This is a genomic window from Mucilaginibacter sediminis (genome assembly GCF_051903035.1).
GTDB lineage: Bacteria > Bacteroidota > Bacteroidia > Sphingobacteriales > Sphingobacteriaceae > Mucilaginibacter.
In genome coordinates, this window is the sequence record NZ_CP170602.1 from 2,860,932 (window position 1) to 2,876,476 (window position 15,545).

The 15,545-nt window shown below is 41.2% G+C and carries 19 protein-coding genes; 7 read left to right on the plus strand and 12 right to left on the minus strand.

The annotated features are described in order from the left end of the window. Positions 1–47 precede the first annotated feature (47 nt). From pyrR to ACFGVS_RS11305, 7 genes are all read right to left on the minus strand, one after another. Positions 48–593, minus strand: coding sequence for a bifunctional pyr operon transcriptional regulator/uracil phosphoribosyltransferase PyrR (pyrR, locus tag ACFGVS_RS11275; protein ID WP_439698687.1), 546 nt, complete (start codon positions 591–593; stop codon positions 48–50). 117 nt (positions 594–710) lie between these two features. Further along, a complete protein-coding gene (locus ACFGVS_RS11280) occupies positions 711–1,106 on the minus strand; it encodes an ACT domain-containing protein (protein ID WP_439698688.1) in 396 nt (131 codons plus the stop codon). 8 nt (positions 1,107–1,114) lie between these two features. Beyond that, positions 1,115–1,660, minus strand: coding sequence for an RNA 2'-phosphotransferase (locus ACFGVS_RS11285; RefSeq protein WP_439698689.1), 546 nt, complete (start codon positions 1,658–1,660; stop codon positions 1,115–1,117). Between the two features lie 73 nt (positions 1,661–1,733). Then, positions 1,734–2,126: a type II toxin-antitoxin system VapC family toxin gene (locus ACFGVS_RS11290; RefSeq protein ID WP_090645023.1), complete on the minus strand. Its 393-nt coding sequence runs from the start codon at positions 2,124–2,126 to the stop codon at positions 1,734–1,736. After that, positions 2,105–2,320: a hypothetical protein gene (locus ACFGVS_RS11295; RefSeq protein WP_090645020.1), complete on the minus strand. Its 216-nt coding sequence runs from the start codon at positions 2,318–2,320 to the stop codon at positions 2,105–2,107. The genes ACFGVS_RS11290 and ACFGVS_RS11295 overlap by 22 nt, the downstream gene beginning before the upstream one ends. A gap of 120 nt (positions 2,321–2,440) precedes the next feature. Next, on the minus strand, positions 2,441–4,420 hold the full coding sequence (rpsA, locus tag ACFGVS_RS11300) for a 30S ribosomal protein S1 (RefSeq protein WP_090646178.1): 1,980 nt from the start codon (positions 4,418–4,420) through the stop codon (positions 2,441–2,443). Between the two features lie 190 nt (positions 4,421–4,610). Further along, the gene (locus ACFGVS_RS11305) at positions 4,611–5,282 is read right to left on the minus strand and encodes an ACP phosphodiesterase (protein WP_439698690.1); all 672 of its coding nucleotides are present in this window, start codon (positions 5,280–5,282) and stop codon (positions 4,611–4,613) included. Between the two features lie 169 nt (positions 5,283–5,451). Between ACFGVS_RS11305 and tyrS the strand changes: the two genes are divergently transcribed. The 4 genes from tyrS (at position 5,452) to ACFGVS_RS11325 (ending at position 8,946) form a co-directional block, all read left to right on the plus strand. Beyond that, on the plus strand, positions 5,452–6,735 hold the full coding sequence (tyrS, locus tag ACFGVS_RS11310; RefSeq protein ID WP_439698691.1) for a tyrosine--tRNA ligase: 1,284 nt from the start codon (positions 5,452–5,454) through the stop codon (positions 6,733–6,735). Between the two features lie 133 nt (positions 6,736–6,868). Beyond that, positions 6,869–7,363 (plus strand): type II RES/Xre toxin-antitoxin system antitoxin, encoded by a 495-nt coding sequence (gene parS, locus ACFGVS_RS11315; RefSeq protein ID WP_439698692.1) that lies wholly within the window; start codon positions 6,869–6,871, stop codon positions 7,361–7,363. Further along, positions 7,363–7,818 (plus strand): RES family NAD+ phosphorylase, encoded by a 456-nt coding sequence (locus tag ACFGVS_RS11320; protein WP_439698693.1) that lies wholly within the window; start codon positions 7,363–7,365, stop codon positions 7,816–7,818. Before parS ends, ACFGVS_RS11320 begins: the two co-directional genes overlap by 1 nt. Positions 7,819–8,061: 243 nt before the next feature. Beyond that, positions 8,062–8,946: a GLPGLI family protein gene (locus ACFGVS_RS11325; RefSeq protein ID WP_439698694.1), complete on the plus strand. Its 885-nt coding sequence runs from the start codon at positions 8,062–8,064 to the stop codon at positions 8,944–8,946. 27 nt (positions 8,947–8,973) lie between these two features. Here the strand turns inward: ACFGVS_RS11325 and ACFGVS_RS11330 are convergent, their stop codons facing one another. Together ACFGVS_RS11330 and ACFGVS_RS11335 are read right to left on the minus strand one after the other, a co-directional pair. Then, on the minus strand, positions 8,974–9,678 hold the full coding sequence (locus ACFGVS_RS11330; protein WP_439698695.1) for a PH domain-containing protein: 705 nt from the start codon (positions 9,676–9,678) through the stop codon (positions 8,974–8,976). Positions 9,679–9,737: 59 nt separating this feature from the next. After that, complete coding sequence (locus ACFGVS_RS11335) at positions 9,738–10,724, minus strand: LuxE/PaaK family acyltransferase (RefSeq protein ID WP_439698696.1); 987 nt, start codon at positions 10,722–10,724, stop codon at positions 9,738–9,740. A 210-nt stretch (positions 10,725–10,934) separates the two neighbouring features. Here ACFGVS_RS11335 and ACFGVS_RS11340 point away from each other — a divergent pair, with 210 nt between their 5' ends. The 3 genes from ACFGVS_RS11340 to ACFGVS_RS11350 all read left to right on the plus strand — a co-directional run bounded on the left by ACFGVS_RS11340 (position 10,935) and on the right by ACFGVS_RS11350 (position 13,093). Beyond that, entirely contained in the window at positions 10,935–11,414 is a 480-nt protein-coding gene (locus tag ACFGVS_RS11340) for a DUF1203 domain-containing protein (RefSeq protein WP_439698697.1), read from the plus strand. Positions 11,415–11,502: 88 nt separating this feature from the next. Then, positions 11,503–12,174, plus strand: a complete 672-nt coding sequence (locus ACFGVS_RS11345) for a lipid-binding SYLF domain-containing protein (RefSeq protein ID WP_439698698.1) — start codon at positions 11,503–11,505, stop codon at positions 12,172–12,174. Between the two features lie 244 nt (positions 12,175–12,418). Next, positions 12,419–13,093: a lipid-binding SYLF domain-containing protein gene (locus ACFGVS_RS11350; protein ID WP_439698699.1), complete on the plus strand. Its 675-nt coding sequence runs from the start codon at positions 12,419–12,421 to the stop codon at positions 13,091–13,093. 79 nt (positions 13,094–13,172) lie between these two features. Here ACFGVS_RS11350 and ACFGVS_RS11355 read toward each other — a convergent pair whose 3' ends face one another. The 3 genes from ACFGVS_RS11355 to ACFGVS_RS11365 all read right to left on the minus strand — a co-directional run bounded on the left by ACFGVS_RS11355 (position 13,173) and on the right by ACFGVS_RS11365 (position 15,542). Next, the gene (locus ACFGVS_RS11355) at positions 13,173–14,171 is read right to left on the minus strand and encodes a fumarylacetoacetate hydrolase family protein (RefSeq protein ID WP_439698700.1); all 999 of its coding nucleotides are present in this window, start codon (positions 14,169–14,171) and stop codon (positions 13,173–13,175) included. A 3-nt stretch (positions 14,172–14,174) separates the two neighbouring features. Beyond that, positions 14,175–14,465, minus strand: coding sequence for a hypothetical protein (locus tag ACFGVS_RS11360; RefSeq protein WP_439698701.1), 291 nt, complete (start codon positions 14,463–14,465; stop codon positions 14,175–14,177). Between the two features lie 729 nt (positions 14,466–15,194). Continuing rightward, positions 15,195–15,542, minus strand: coding sequence for a hypothetical protein (locus ACFGVS_RS11365; protein ID WP_090644989.1), 348 nt, complete (start codon positions 15,540–15,542; stop codon positions 15,195–15,197). Between the last annotated feature and the right edge of the window lie 3 nt (positions 15,543–15,545).

Here is a 15,545-nt window from a genome sequence, read left to right on the forward strand (position 1 = left end):
TCTACTCCCTTAAATCCGAAATCGAAGATCCGAAATTCGAAATCAAATTATTCTCTTTCTGATATCAAAACTATCTTATCTTCGCCATCGGTATCTTTCCATGATACCACTACTTTTTGACTCGCAATAGAATCTACTTCAATTCCTACATAATCTGCTGCTACCGGAATATGCCTTGAGTATCTTCTATCAACTAAAGCCAGTAGTTCTACCTTCTCGGGCCTGCCAAATGCCTGCATGGCATCCATGGCGGCGCGGATGGTACGGCCAGTCCATAGTACATCGTCCATCATGATCACTTTTTTGCCTTCGATGATAAAATCTATTTTGGTTTGATTGGGCACCAATGGCGATCCCTGGCGACGGAAATCGTCGCGGTAAAAGGTGATATCCAAATCGCCCTGCATAATTTTACTTTCGGGGAGGATCTTGCGGAGCTCTTCGGCAACCCTACGGGCCAGGTAAATGCCCCTTGGCTGAATACCAATCAATACAGAGCCCGAAAAATCGTTATGGTTTTCAATTAACTGGCGGCACAAACGTTGTATGGTGATCTGAAATTTCTGTCCGTCGAGCAGCGTTAGATTTTGCATCGTATGGGTGGATTTGGGCAAAAATAGTAAATAGTTTTGAAAGCCCCCTCTAAATCTCTCCCGGAAGGGGAGACTTTTTTAGATCATGGCAAATTTTTTCCCTGGGTATAAAAAGGATTATTTACTTGCTAAATCCTTCAAAGCTACCATTGCCCGTTCTGCATCCTTTTTAGCTACAAAAATATGGTCGTGATAATAGGCGGCAACTACATTACAGCTTATTCCTTCTTTGGCCAAGGCGGCGGCAAAAGCGGCGGTAAGTCCGGTGGCTTCTAATGATGAATGGATAGTTAGTGTAATCCAGGCGGCAATGTATTCGTATTTTAAACCCAGCTGATCGGCAATTTCCTTTTTTAGGATAACTGTAACGGCTTCCTCTTCTTTAAAAATGCCCAAGACATTTTTTATATCAATAGCATCAATATCGGTAACCGTGCAATAAACATAATCACCTTCATTCAGTAAAGGCGTCATATTTCTCAATAATGTGTTGAGGTTGGTTTCTCCGGCCATGGCTTAAACTATTTTTGTTCAATTTTAAGATATTTAACAGGAATATCTGCAGTTAGCCAAACGTTTTCGCTTGTTCGATAAAACACCCACCCGTCGGCCGCTAAGGCCGCAGCATCAATTTCTATAAGCAAGGGTTTGCCGTGCCTTTTTCCAACCGAAATAGCTACTTCGCTCTCTGTTGATAAATGTACAAACTGTCGCTGCATGGCAAGCAAGCCATTTTCTTTTATGGCATCTATTTTATTTGACGATGTGCCATGATAAAGCAAAGCAGGCGGCCTAACAGCCTTTTCATCTAAAATCACCTCAATGGAATGGCCATGTGTTGCCCTTATCTTACTGCCGTCTTCACTAAATTCCCACCTCACTTTATCAAATGATTTGCTTAGTTCCACAATTTCAGCGTAAGTAAAAACCTGGCCCTTTGTGGCGAGTGATTGCATTAGTTCATCAACTAATGCCCAGCCAAAATCATCAAGCTGGAGGTTCCCGTCTTCGGGATGATGTCTGAGCCAAAAGCTAATGAGCTTACTGGTTTGTTTTGTATCCTGCATGGTATTTTATTATACGATAGTAGACAAAGAGCATATCTGCCAGTGAATACTAAAGAGTTATCAAGGTTAATTATTAGAAGTATTTATTAAATTGAGTATACGGATCAATAAGTTTTAATCCTTTGATACCCTTAAAGTCGCTTACATTATGAGTTATTAAATGAAGCTTCATTATTACAGCAGTAGCTGCTATAATTGCATCGGGAAGTTTAATCCTGTATTTTCTTCTGATTTCAATTGTTTTTGAAACGATATCATCATCAAGTTTGATAACATATGCCTCATCAACAAATGCAAGTATTTGTTCCGGTACTTCCGAAATACTTAAAAGTTCAATTTTGTTGATTATCGAGATTTGAGGGAATGAATCTATAATAGCGGATAATTGTTCGTAAGCTTTTTCAGGAAGTTTTAATGCCGAAAAATCGATTATTACGTTTGTATCTAATAGGTATTCCTGTCCCATTCGTTACGTATTTGATTCAATTCAGCTTGCATCGCATCAGCTTTTTCGGGAGAAACACTGCCTTTTAACAAAGCAGACAGTTTTGAAGTTTTCTTTACATCGTGGCTAACTACCTGTATCAGATCCAACGCTTCAAGATCTTCTATGAGCTTAAGCGTTTTATCATCTTTTACTTTTATGGTGAGTGTAGTCATTATTGTTTTGTGTTAATCAAATTTACAATATTCTGTAAACAAATTCTTTTATTTTTTGATCATATAAAAAAAGCCCTTCCAATTTCTCGGAAGGGCTTAAGAATATTACGTCAGTTAAGCTTATGCTTCTTCGCCTTCAGATTCTTTTTTAGCAGCAGGGGCTGGCGCAGCTTTACGGGCTTTGCTTTCAGCACCTTCCATTTGCTCTTTTAACTGAGCTAATACGCTAAGGTCGCCTAAAGTTGATTTTTCAACTGATTCTTTCACTTTTTTAACCGCGTTGCTGGCAGATTTTGCCTCTTTTTTGCGGTTTTCAAATTCCTGAACACGAGCGTCAGCGCGAGCTTCTTCCCATATACGTGAGTGTGAAATTACGATACGTTTGTTTTCTTTGTTAAATTCAATGATCTTGAATTCAGCAGCCTCTTCAGCTTTAACGCTTTTGCCGTCTTCTTTTACCAGGTGTTTGGTTGGCGCAAAGCCTTCAACACCGTAAGGTAAAGCTACGATAGCACCTTTGTCAGTTACTTTTAACACGGTACCTTCATGTATTGAATCAATAGTGAAGATGGTTTCAAAAGTATCCCAAGGGTTTTCTTCAAGCTGTTTGTGGCCTAAGCTTAATTTGCGGTTATCGATATCAAGCTCTAAAACAACCACGTTTAATTTTTCACCAACTTTAGTGAATTCATTAGGGTGGTTAACTTTTTTAGACCATGATAAGTCGCTGATGTGGATTAAGCCGTCAATTCCGTCTTCCAGTTCAACAAACACACCAAAGTTGGTCATGTTTTTAACTGTAGCAACGTGAGTTGTGCCGATAGCGTATTTCTCGCCAGCGTTTTGCCATGGATCAGGAGTTAATTGTTTAACACCTAAGCTCATTTTGCGTTCGTCGCGGTCAAGTGTTAACACTTGTGCTTCAATCTCGTCACCAACTTTCAGGAATTCCTGAGGGTTACGCAGATTTTGTGACCACGACATTTCTGATACGTGAATTAAACCTTCAACACCAGGGATGATTTCAAGGAATGCACCGTAATCAGCAACAGTAACAATACGTCCTTTTACTTTCGAGCCTACAACGATGTTTTCGTCAAGCGACTGCCAAGGGTGTGGAGTTAATTGTTTTAAGCCCAGAGCGATACGTTTTTTCTCGTCATCAAAATCAAGCACAACAACGTTGATTTTTTGATCCAATGCCAAAATTTCGCGTGGATGCTCAATACGGCCCCATGAAATATCAGTAATGTGTAATAAACCATCAACACCACCAAGGTCAATAAATACACCAAAGTCTGTAATGTTTTTAACAGTACCTTCCAATACCTGGCCTTTTTCAAGGCGGGCAACAATTTCTGTTTTTTGGTTTTCCAAATCGTCTTCAATCAGCACTTTGTGCGATACCACTACGTTTTTAAACTCGTGGTTGATTTTAACAACTTTGAATTCCATTGTTTTACCAACGTACACATCGTAATCCCTGATAGGTTTAATATCGATTTGTGAACCTGGTAAGAAGGCTTCAACGCCCATGATATCAACAATTAAACCACCTTTAGTTCTGCTCTTAACAAAACCAGTGATGATTTCATCATTATCAAGTGCTGAATTAATGCGCTCCCATGATTTTTGAGTTTTTGCACGTTTACGTGAAAGTACTAACTGACCGTTAGCATCTTCTTGTGACTCTACAAATACGTCAACTGTGTCACCGATCTTCAGATCAGGTGTATCACGGAATTCTGATACTGAAACTAAACCGTCTGACTTAAATCCTACGTTTAATACTACATCTTTGTTGTTAACATTAACAACAGTACCAGTGATGATTTCGCCTTTGGTGATAGAACTGAAAGTTCCATCATACAATTTCTCAAATTTTTCACGGTCGCTATCGCTGTAGTTACCAAACTTTTTGTCATCTGCATCCCAGTCGAAATCTTCGCTAGGTGTAGCTGCAATTTTAGATTTGATCTCTTCGATCGAGATTGAATCAGCTTCTGATTCAATAGTTTCTTTTTCGCCAGATGCGGTAACTGTACCCAGTTCGGCTTCTTTCGCTTTTAATTCTTTTTCTGCTTCTTGTTTTTTTGCCATTAAATAATTTATCTCCTTTTCCCAATTTGTTAATTGGGACTGCAAAGGTAAGGACATAATTTTATTTAAAAAAGAATTATTTAATGTTAATTGCTGATAATTAAGGCTTTTTAGGCAGAAGGAGCGTTTTAAGGAGCGGGATACATTAATAATGGCCTTTGAAATAGCGGATCAGCTCAATATCAACCTATTATATACCGGATAATTTATCACCGATCTCCTCAAAAATCGACATAAAGCTATCCAACAAATAATTGCGGTAGATGCCCAGCACATCATTCATCTGCGCTTCCTGCTGCGGCGTAAAAGGATCTTTCCAAATTCGCATGCAGATGCGCTTAAGTGCATAGGCTATCTGGTGGGTTTCGGCATAGGTATGCAGGTATTTACTCTCCTTAAATTTTTCATAAAACCTGAAAAACACTTCGGTGTTTTTCAGGCCCGAAAAAATTAAAAACGCGTTTATCGTTGCTGTTTTACAGCCGGATAGGTGATCATAAAACTCATCAACCTTTACCTTACCGGTGGTTAATAACAAATTATCTATAATAAGCTCCAATGCGATATGACCTAAAAAAAATGGCTTAACCGGTGAGCCTTCGATTGCAGGGCGCAGGAGTTTTTTTAACTCATGCGAGTGTGTGATAAAAAAATCAGAAGAGTGAAAATACCTGTCGACAGCCAGGTGCTTATTCCAGCCGACTATAATTGAATTAACATCGTTATCAGGGTGTTGCAGCTTTTCGGGGTGCAGAACAATGTGTTTATCGGCATTTTTCAACAGGTCGGGCAGCACCGTTCCCAATACGTGGTAACAGTTGCTGGTATCCCTGTCGAAATAATAATGTGATAAAAAATTCATAAGCCTCGAGTTGCAAAATACCCCGTTTTGCTCAAGATACAAAGAATAAGTAATTATTTGAAATAGAATTTACCTGTAGTTAACTATGTTACAAATCATGAATTGCCATCCATTCGCGCATATTCTGCTTTAGCTTTATATCTTTGCAACCTTTGAAACAACACTTAATATGAATTTTGTTGAAGAACTAACCTGGCGCGGTATGCTGCATACCATTATGCCGGGCACCGAAGAAATGCTTAATAAAGGCATGGCTTCGGGATATATAGGATTTGACCCAACTGCAGATTCGCTGCACGTAGGTCACCTTACGCAGATCATGACGCTCATCCACTTTCAGCGCGCGGGCCATAAACCATTCGCACTGGTTGGCGGGGCTACCGGTATGGTGGGCGATCCTTCAGGCAAATCGCAGGAACGCAATTTATTATCTGAAGATGTTTTGCAACATAACCTGGAGGCTGTAAAGGCGCAACTTACCCGTTTCCTGGATTTTGACAGCGGCATGAATAGTGCCAAAATGGTAAACAATTACGATTGGTTTAAAAGTTTTACTTTTCTTGATTTTATCCGCGATGTTGGTAAGCATATCACTGTGAACTACATGATGGCCAAAGATTCGGTTAAGAAACGTTTGGAAGGTGATACTGGCATGTCGTTCACCGAGTTTACTTACCAGTTGGTTCAGGGATACGATTTTTATTACCTGTGGAAACACCATAATTGCACCATACAAATGGGTGGCAGCGACCAATGGGGCAATATTGTTACCGGTACCGAACTGATTCGCAGAAAAGATGCGGGTGAGGCTTTTGCACTTACTACCCAACTAATAAAAAAAGCAGATGGTACTAAATTTGGCAAAACTGAAAGCGGCGCCGTTTGGTTGGATGCAGAGCGTACATCGCCTTACCAGTTTTACCAGTTTTGGTTAAACACTACTGATGTTGACGCGAAGGCATACATCAGGATATTTACCTTGTATGATCGCGAAGTAATTGAAGCCTGGGAAACCGAGCATGATTTAGCGCCACATACAAGGGTGTTACAAAAAGCATTAGCAAAAGATATCACTATCCGTGTGCATGGCGAAGCCGAGTATGAAAAAGCGATTAAATCATCGGAGTTTTTATTTGGGAATGTTGGCATAGAGTTTTTAAGCGAACTGAACGATGCCGAGGTATTGGGTTTATTTGCCGGCGTACCCAACTTTGCAATTTCATTAACTGAATTACATGAGGGCATTAGCATTACCGATTTGTTAGCTGTTAAAACCGCTATATTCCCATCCAAGGGTGAAGCAAAGAAAACGATTGTTGGTGGTGGCGCGTCGATAAACAAAGTAAAGATTGCGACGGCCGATGACGTTTATAATGCAGATGCTCTGATAAACGGGAAATTTATAGTAGCACAAAAAGGAAAAAAGAACTACTTTTTGATAGTAGCAGAATAAACACGTTATTATACTTGCGAAGTTTTTGAAACTTCGCAAGTCTTGAAATCAAAGAAGCGATGAGCCTAAAACTCATCGCTTTTTTATTGATTAATATTTGCAAATACGACAAACGGTAATTATATTTGTATATATGTCGTACAAAACAAAAAAAGAAGCACAAAGTGTACTCCATGAGCCTATGGTTGCTTATGGCAACATGGGTACTATGCCTTCATTTTATAACTTGCTTGGGGGTACAAAAGCATTAACCCTCAACTCCGATTTTGACATCATTAACCTGGCCCGTCAGGGTTTCCCCAAAAGCGCTTTACTTTCACTGGCAAAAAAAATATCGTTAACCCTACAGGAGTTAGCCATTATCTTACACATTAGCGAGCGTACTTTACAGCGCTACGAAGATGATGCCATTATTAAAACCGAATACGCCGAAAAAGCCGTTGAGCTTGCCCGCCTTTATACCCGTGGGCAGGAAGTTTTTGGTTCGATGGATAAATTCAAAAGCTGGATAAAAACTCCGTCTCTCATATTCAAAGGCGAAGCCCCCGTTACCATCCTGGATACATCAGCAGGTTTTGATATGGTTTTTAAAGAACTGGGCCGAATTGAGCACGGTATTTTTGCCTGATGATACTATACCGCATTGCCAACTGCAACTATGCCGGTGATTTAACAGGCACAGGGGCCCGCTTATATGGAGGCCGCTGGAATAGTGAAGGTAAATCGATGCTTTACACAGCGTCATCACGGGCGCTGGCGGTACTTGAGGTATTAGTCCATTTGCCTCCCCTATTAGTACCTGATAATTTTTGCCTTGTAGAAATTGAGATCCCCGAAGATAACATCTATGTGCTGAACCCTGCTTTGTTACCCGCAAATTGGCGGGAGATACCTGCCCCGGTTACATTGCGCCAATTAGGTGATGAGTTTTTGAAGAAACGTGAATGCCTGGCCATGAAAGTTCCTTCATCCATTGTACCTGCCGAATACAACTACCTTATAAATCCCTTACATCCCGCTGCATGGGCGATAAAACTAACAAACACAGAAACATTTAGCTTTGATGAACGGCTTTTAAATTAGCAGTTATTTTTTGGGTGATTAGGTGCTTTAACTATCCCTATAATTGTTTTTAAAGTAACATCCCTTTTAAATCTCTCCTCTTACTGTATTAGCATTAACCCTGTCCCACCGACGATCAAGCTCAAACAAAAAAACGGCTGTTTTATCTTTTACTACAGGTTATAGTAATTGTAAAAACACTTGCAAATCCAATAACTAAATTATTAGTTTTACAAAATCTCCAGACAAATTATATTAACCGGTATGAAAGCATTTATATTACTACTTATAAATATGTGCATTTTCGTTTACAATGCATCAGCCCAAACGCCCGATTTGGCAATTACAAAAGCCACTTATGAGTTTATTCATATAAGGGATACTGCCAACCGCACCAAGCCCTATAAAGAAACCATGGTTTTACTATCGGGCCGCAGTGCAAGTGTTTACCGAAGCCTTACCAAGCAACAACAGGAAGAAAAAATGGCTAATGAAATTGCAAACCAGGTAAAAGGGGCCGCCGACCCTAACCATCTTTCTTTAACTATTACTGGCGGCGGCGTGATAAGCAATGAAGAGTACTACCAATACCCCGCCACAAAAAAGCTATACACTGAGGAAAAAATCATTAATTTTTATTTGACAGAGGAACCATTGCCCGTTATTAACTGGACGATACAAAATGACACTTTGAGTATCGGCACACTGCATTGCCAAAAGGCTACTGCTCATTTTAAAGGGCGCGACTATGAAGCATGGTTCTGCGCCGACCTTCCTTTTAAAAACGGCCCGTGGAAACTTAATGGTCTCCCTGGTTTAATTGTACAGGCCGCTGATATAAAAAAAGAAGTTATTTTTAATTTTATGGGATTTGAGGATATCAGCCAAAGCAAACAAACCATACAGCCCCCTGCCGATGATATTAAAACACAGCCAAAAGAATTAGCCCGGCTAAAAGAAGCGAGGGACAAAGATCCGCAAGGATTTATGAAAAGCACACATGGTAATTTCAACAGCAGTTCAAGAAACACAGGATTACCTTTGGCCAGTATAGACCCGAATAAGATATCGTCTATAAATATTATCAAAGGCGACAATTCAAACTCCAAAACAAATAACAACCCAATAGAATTACCCGAAAAAAAATAAACCTGCTTAGCGCAGGTCTGTTTTTTTTTAAAAATCGCTTAACAAATCAAGCTTCTTGGCATTGTACTCTTCCTGCGATATCAGGCCGTTATCAAAAAGCATTTTAAGCCTCTTTAACTTTTCAGTGAGTTCATCCGGTTTTGGGGCCGCAGCTTGTTGCACAACAGGCTCAGGAGCCGGAGCTGGAACGGGTGGAGCAACATGCGCTGGTATCGGTATTTGTGGTGCGGCTACCGGTGCCTGGGCAGCAAACACCTGCTGTGCGGGTGTTATACGGGCCGCGTTATCAAACTGAACAGCGCCAGATTCTGCGCGTTTTTGCTCCAGATCGCGTTGGCGGCGGGCTTCGCGCTCAACTTCTTTACGTTCCTGGGCGTATTGGTATAGCTTACGGCCCTGCACTTTAGGCAGGTAATCAACAGCCATTTCGGCTCCGTTAGTAGTTTTTACGCTGAATATAGCGCCAATAATTTCTTCTTTTGTATATACATCAACAATATCCTTCCATACAAAATCAACAAACTTGATGGACAGGCCCAGGTTGGCCGGGGTAAAAAATAAGATACGTTTGTTGGTTATGGCAATGCAATCCGGAAATAAATTCACCAATGGCTTTTTCTGAACCGCTATGTAAATGATCTCTTCACCAGAAGAAAGCAGGTCGACCAGGCGGAAATAAACTTTCTCAACCGTTTTTGGATCTTGTTCCTCGTTTAAAAATTTCTCAATCATGTTTTCAGCATTTATGATGCGTGCAAAAATAACAATAATACTTAAGTTGGCTATAAGTTTTAAGCAATCAGCAAATTACATCCACGAATATCGCTTTGATCAAACCTGCCCAACACCTCAAACGAGCCATCGGCATAAGTTTTACCCAGATCCTGTGTGGCTATGAACGAACAGGAATTGATATTAGCCAGGTCGATCACGTTAATTCCACCTGTTTTTCCATTGCTTAACGTAGTGATAGGATCGTTAGTATCGCGGATGATGATTTGCATCCAGGGCGGGCACTCAAAAATGCCATCGCCTTTTGAGTAAGCTTGTGATAACAGCTCCGTCATCCCGTATTCGGAATGTATAGTACTTACCCCGAACCCTTTACACAAAACCTGGTGCAATTCCTCGCGGATCATTTCCTTGCGGCGGCCTTTCATTCCCCCTGTTTCCATTACTATCAATTCGGGGAAATGAATATTGTACTGCTCAATAAAGTCAAGCAACCCAAAGGTAACCCCTATCAACAAAGTAGGCTTTTGAGCTTCCTGTTGTTTGATAAGCTGTTGGTAAAGTTCGTCGTGGTTATACAAAAAAAAGCCGCTATCCGGGTTATCAGACTGTTTTATCAAATCATCAACCATATAAATAAGCGATGAGCCTTCACGCTCCAAATAAGAAGGCAATAGCGCTAATACCGTATAATCCTTAATATCGCTATAAAACAAACTGAAGGCATTCCTGAAGCTATCTTCGTACCACGTTTTATCAGTTACATGATGGCTACTGGTTATCATACCCGTAGTACCCGAACTGGTAAAGGTGACCTCAATCGGGTCATTTGAACTAACAATGGCATGCGATTTAAAAAACTCAATGGGCAAAAAAGGGATTTTTTCAACGGTAGTAACTTTTGCTAAATCGATTTTTAAACCCTCAATAAACTGCCTGTATATGGCGCAATTTTGTGCCTGGTATTTAAAAACCTGCAGAGCTGTTTGTTCAAACTGCTCTTTACTATTTATCGAAAAAACATGTTGTTTACCGGGCATCGTCATCGGGTGCAAAGATATGGAATCAGATGTGCAGATTTCAAATTCAAGATGTGCAGATGTTTTTATCTATCTATAATCTTTGAACTGCCCAACAAAATGGGAAGAATAATCTGCACATCTGAAATCTGCACACTTGCAAATCGATTTCCGCAAGTTCCGGGTTTGAACTCATTCCCCCTTGCGCCACCTTTGATCTATATAAAAAACAATATCATGAACAATTTTAAAATCGTCCCGCTATCCAAAGCTTTCGTTCAAAAAATAAAAACAACCATGACCGATGATTTTGGCAACCCGGTTATTGAACAACCTGCAACCGGCCTTGGCCCTTGTCGCATCTCCTTAAAACCGTTTAACAAAGGGGTTGATAATAGGCTATTATTTAAACACTCGCCCTTTGAGGTTGAGAATGCCTACAATCAACCCGGGCCAATATTTATACACGCCGCCGATGTAGAAGAATACAGCGATATATTCCGCTTCCCGCCCGAGATTAAGGCCAATAAACAAAGCTTCCCGCTATCGCTTATCGGATACAATAAAGATCAGATGATGGCCGTAACCCGTTTGGTTGGTGATGCCGATGTGGATGAGCTTATAAACGAGTTATTTGACCAGTATCCTGACATCGAATACCTGCATGCACGCAATGCCCAGGCCTGTTGTTTTATTTGTAAAATTGAACGGAGATAACAATACAGTTAAATAATTTAATTTAAAAACAACCAATGGGGTTTATGGGTTGATTATATATTAACAATTACATTAAATATCATACCCCATGAAAACGATAAAATTTTTGGCTATCCCATTGATGCTTAGCCTCTTCTTTGTTCTGGTATCGGCCAAAGCCGGCGACAAGGAAAACGAACGTGTGCATAGTGCCACAAATGTATTGAAGGATTTTAGCAAGATGAAAGAAAGCATCCCGCGCCAATTGCTTCAACAATACGAGGGCATTGTAATTATACCCAAACTAATCAATGCCGGTTTAGGCATTGGTGGCAAACGCGGCAAAGGCGTGGCTATGGTTAAGCTGCCCGACGGTAAATGGAGCAACCCGGTATTTGTAACCTTAACCGGCGGCAGCTTTGGCTTGCAGGTTGGCGTCCAATCAGTCGACCTGGTTTTGGTGTTCCGTCATAAGGGCGTGTTAACCAAAGTTAAAAACGGCGACTTTACCATTGGTGGCGATATCTCGGCAGCAGCCGGCCCGGTTGGCCGCAGCTCGACAGCCAGTACCGATCACAAACTGGAGGCCGAGATATACTCGTACTCGCGCAGCCGGGGCTTATTTGCCGGCATTACCATCAATGGCTCGAACCTTGGTATCGACAAAAAGGCTAATGCCAGTTTTTACGGAAATAACGATTCGTCAAAGGATATTTTCGCCATATCTACCAGTAAAAAAGAGTCGGTTATTGGATTAAAGGAAACGTTGAATGCGTTCTAAGCATTGCAATTCCAGCAAATACCCGCTTATTTTTCCGCTAAAAAAAAGCAACCGGGTTAGGCTTTAGCCTAAACAAATCAATGGCGATGAGTTATTTAACTTCATCGCCATTGATTTAAGTTACAGATTTATTTACCGCGATTCTCCCGTAAGTCACACAAAGGTTAATAAATAACACAAACAACTGCACGTTTTATGAGTTGCTTACGTTAATTGCTAACATTGCATTTAATTTATACACCCCATGAAAACGTTAAAACTGTTAAAATTCCCGTTAATATTAAGCCTGTTTTTTGTGTTGATATCGGCCAAAGCCGACGATAAGGAAACGGAGCGGATCCAAAATTCGGCCAATGTGCTGAAAAACTTTGCCGAGATGAAAGAAAGCATCCCGGCCGAGTTGATGAAAAAATATGAAGGCATCGTAATTATCCCAAAATTGATTAATGCAGGCCTGGGTATTGGCGGTAAACGCGGCAAGGGCGTGGCTATGGTGAAGCTTGCCGATGGTAAATGGAGCGATCCTGTTTTTATCACCCTTACAGGCGGCAGTGTTGGGTTCCAGATAGGTGTACAATCTGTTGATCTGATCCTGGTGTTCCGTCACAAAAACGTGTTAACTGATATCAAAAAAGGCAATTTCACCATTGGCGGCGATATATCGGCCGCGGCCGGCCCGGTTAACCGCAATAAATCGGCCACTACCGATTACAAACTGGAGGCCGAAATTTATTCTTATTCGCGCAGCCGTGGTCTTTTTGCAGGCATCAGCCTAAATGGCTCGGGCCTGAATATCGATAACAACGCCGACGAAAATTATTATGGCAATACCGATTCTTCGCAGGATATTTTTGCAAGCGCCAAAAACGACTCGGAAGAGGTTAAGGACTTGAAAGATGCTTTAAAAGCCTTTAAATAGTCTAAAGTCCGAAGTCTTAAGTTTTGAGTCTGATTTGGTTGTGACTTAAAACTTAAGACTTCGAACTTTAGACTTCGAACTATTTCTTCTTCAAGCTTAGTATCGAAAAATCGTCTTTTGCCTTTGTAATTATATTACCAAGCATACCCAGGCCGGTAACTTCCATTTCTACCAGGTCGCCATCTTTTAGCCACTGAGGCTGATAAGTTGCGTCGTTTGATAATCCCGTTCCGTTTAGTTCCAGGAAACAACCCGTACCAACCGTTCCGGATCCTATCACATCGCCGGGCAATACATCGCATCCATAGGCGCAACGCTCGATGATCTCGGCGAAGGTCCATTCCATATCGGCCATATTACCGGCAGATACCTGTTTACCATTTACCACGCATTTCATGTCCAGGTTATAGGCATTGCCTGTATGGCCCGGTTTGGCCGGTACCTTATATTTCTCCAGTTCATCAGGCGTCACCAGCCAGGGGCCAATCACGGTCGAAAAATCTTTTCCTTTTGCAGGCCCAAGGTTTAGCAGCATCTCTTCCATTTGCAGGGTGCGGGCGCTCATATCGTTCATGATCATAAACCCGGCAATAAAATTATCCGCATCAACCGCCCTGATGTTGCGGCCTTTTTTATTAAGCACAACAGCTACTTCCAGTTCAAAATCAAGCTTATCAAAATGATCGGGCATGCATTCAATTTCACCGGCGCCTTGTATGGCGTTATGGTTGGTAAAATAAAATATAGGGTATTGGTCAAATTCGGGGATCATGGCAACACCACGGTTACGGCGGGCGGTTTCTACATGCTGCCTGAAGGCGTAGGCATCGCGACATGATGATGGGTGAGGCACGGGGGCCATTAACTCAAAAAACAACTCTTCTTTAGCTTCCATGCTACCGCTGCTGATTGCGGCGTGTACCCTGCGTGCGTGATCCATCAGCTCATCGCCGCCCCACAAAAACTCGTTCATATTATCGGGTATCAGCTTATCGCAGGAGTTGAGGTTATAAATATGGCCGTTCACAAAAACGCCCAAATGCTCCCGGTCTTCGGTTTTGTAGGATACTAATTTCATGGCTTAGCTGGTTTTATAAGTGGTTAGATAGTTCTTTCGGAGGTATAGTAAATGAAACATCACGTTACAGGTTACTATGCTGAGTGAGGCAATGCCTAAATTCAATAAGCAAAGAGAAGAAAAATATTCATGGCGCCGATGGTCGGCTGTTTTCCCACCAAGGTCCCAATAAGCAAGCCAGGGGAAGCCCACTGATATTACACCATCAACAGGCGCGTTATTTTTGGAGTAAAATACGGTCAAAAAAACAAAAACTAAGATGACAAGTAACGTGGGTATTACTTTTATCCTCATGTTTGGCTGATTTTATAAGCGGTTATATCAAAGCTAATGAATTTTAATGAGGGATTTGGAAAGTGGTGTCGCTTTGATAAATTTTATGGTAAAAAAAATTTGCCCCCCCCTAATTTTAGCACAATCTTGTGTAGCGGGTTTGGGTAGATAATTTATATATAATTGGTTTCCATCTTGGTGATGCGGGACTATTAAAATGAGCCGTGCCGATGGCACTAAATTGTTATTGTTTATGTATTCAACGGGTTGAAACCCGTTGCTACAAAATGTGCCAGGGCTACGCCCTTGGGGAACTGCAAGCGCAAAACTTGATGAATTAAGGACAGATGCCCGATAATACAATTCATTCAGAATTGAGCCGAAAGTTTCCAATTCTAAGAACCTCCTAAATTTGATTTAGATTATTTATGTATCATATATAAATCATTGCCGTTGACTTTAGTCAACGGAATAATGACTAAAAAGAGAATGGCTTTAGCCAAATTCCACTGAATAATTTGGTTAAAGCCAGCAATGATACCTTCTTTTACCGTTGACTAAAGTCAACGGCAATGAATAAATCTCGTTTTTAGATAGCTTCTCACCTTACATATAATGTATTCTGTCCCCCGCATCAAAGTCCGCATAGCGGACGGGGCATTTATTAGCCACGGGTTTCAACCCGTGGACAACGCAACCATACCTGTTTAAAGTTCCGTAGGAGCGGCCCATTTATCTGGTATCTGTTTATTAAACTACCTCTTCCTTTTCAAAGGCCTTTTTAACCAACAATCCCGATAAGGCCGCAAAACCCGCCACCAAACCACCAACTACACCAGTAATAACCAATATTAACCACCATGACGGCAAATGAAACAATGCGGCTATGCGTTTGGCCAAAATGTGATCGTTAGGGATACTTTTAAACAGGGCCAGCACCACCCATACAATAAACACAGCGCCAAAGCCCGAGATAAATGCCTGCCTTGCTGTTTTACCGGCAAACAACGCGGCCAAAAACGCGGCTATGGCCACAACCCACCAGGGTAAAAAGAAACCGCTTGCAAAAGATAATATGAGGATGATGAGGAATAACATAAG

Coding starts and splice junctions, on each gene's coding strand:
- pyrR (WP_439698687.1), bottom strand. CDS start 593: ATGCAAAATCTAACGCTGCTCGACGGACAGAAATTTCAGATCACCATA.
- ACFGVS_RS11280 (WP_439698688.1), bottom strand. CDS start 1,106: ATGGCCGGAGAAACCAACCTCAACACATTATTGAGAAATATGACGCCT.
- ACFGVS_RS11285 (WP_439698689.1), bottom strand. CDS start 1,660: ATGCAGGATACAAAACAAACCAGTAAGCTCATTAGCTTTTGGCTCAGA.
- ACFGVS_RS11290 (WP_090645023.1), bottom strand. CDS start 2,126: ATGGGACAGGAATACCTATTAGATACAAACGTAATAATCGATTTTTCG.
- ACFGVS_RS11295 (WP_090645020.1), bottom strand. CDS start 2,320: ATGACTACACTCACCATAAAAGTAAAAGATGATAAAACGCTTAAGCTC.
- rpsA (WP_090646178.1), bottom strand. CDS start 4,420: ATGGCAAAAAAACAAGAAGCAGAAAAAGAATTAAAAGCGAAAGAAGCC.
- ACFGVS_RS11305 (WP_439698690.1), bottom strand. CDS start 5,282: ATGAATTTTTTATCACATTATTATTTCGACAGGGATACCAGCAACTGT.
- tyrS (WP_439698691.1), top strand. CDS start 5,452: ATGAATTTTGTTGAAGAACTAACCTGGCGCGGTATGCTGCATACCATT.
- parS (WP_439698692.1), top strand. CDS start 6,869: ATGTCGTACAAAACAAAAAAAGAAGCACAAAGTGTACTCCATGAGCCT.
- ACFGVS_RS11320 (WP_439698693.1), top strand. CDS start 7,363: ATGATACTATACCGCATTGCCAACTGCAACTATGCCGGTGATTTAACA.
- ACFGVS_RS11325 (WP_439698694.1), top strand. CDS start 8,062: ATGAAAGCATTTATATTACTACTTATAAATATGTGCATTTTCGTTTAC.
- ACFGVS_RS11330 (WP_439698695.1), bottom strand. CDS start 9,678: ATGATTGAGAAATTTTTAAACGAGGAACAAGATCCAAAAACGGTTGAG.
- ACFGVS_RS11335 (WP_439698696.1), bottom strand. CDS start 10,724: ATGACGATGCCCGGTAAACAACATGTTTTTTCGATAAATAGTAAAGAG.
- ACFGVS_RS11340 (WP_439698697.1), top strand. CDS start 10,935: ATGAACAATTTTAAAATCGTCCCGCTATCCAAAGCTTTCGTTCAAAAA.
- ACFGVS_RS11345 (WP_439698698.1), top strand. CDS start 11,503: ATGAAAACGATAAAATTTTTGGCTATCCCATTGATGCTTAGCCTCTTC.
- ACFGVS_RS11350 (WP_439698699.1), top strand. CDS start 12,419: ATGAAAACGTTAAAACTGTTAAAATTCCCGTTAATATTAAGCCTGTTT.
- ACFGVS_RS11355 (WP_439698700.1), bottom strand. CDS start 14,171: ATGAAATTAGTATCCTACAAAACCGAAGACCGGGAGCATTTGGGCGTT.
- ACFGVS_RS11360 (WP_439698701.1), bottom strand. CDS start 14,465: ATGAGGATAAAAGTAATACCCACGTTACTTGTCATCTTAGTTTTTGTT.
- ACFGVS_RS11365 (WP_090644989.1), bottom strand. CDS start 15,542: ATGTTATTCCTCATCATCCTCATATTATCTTTTGCAAGCGGTTTCTTT.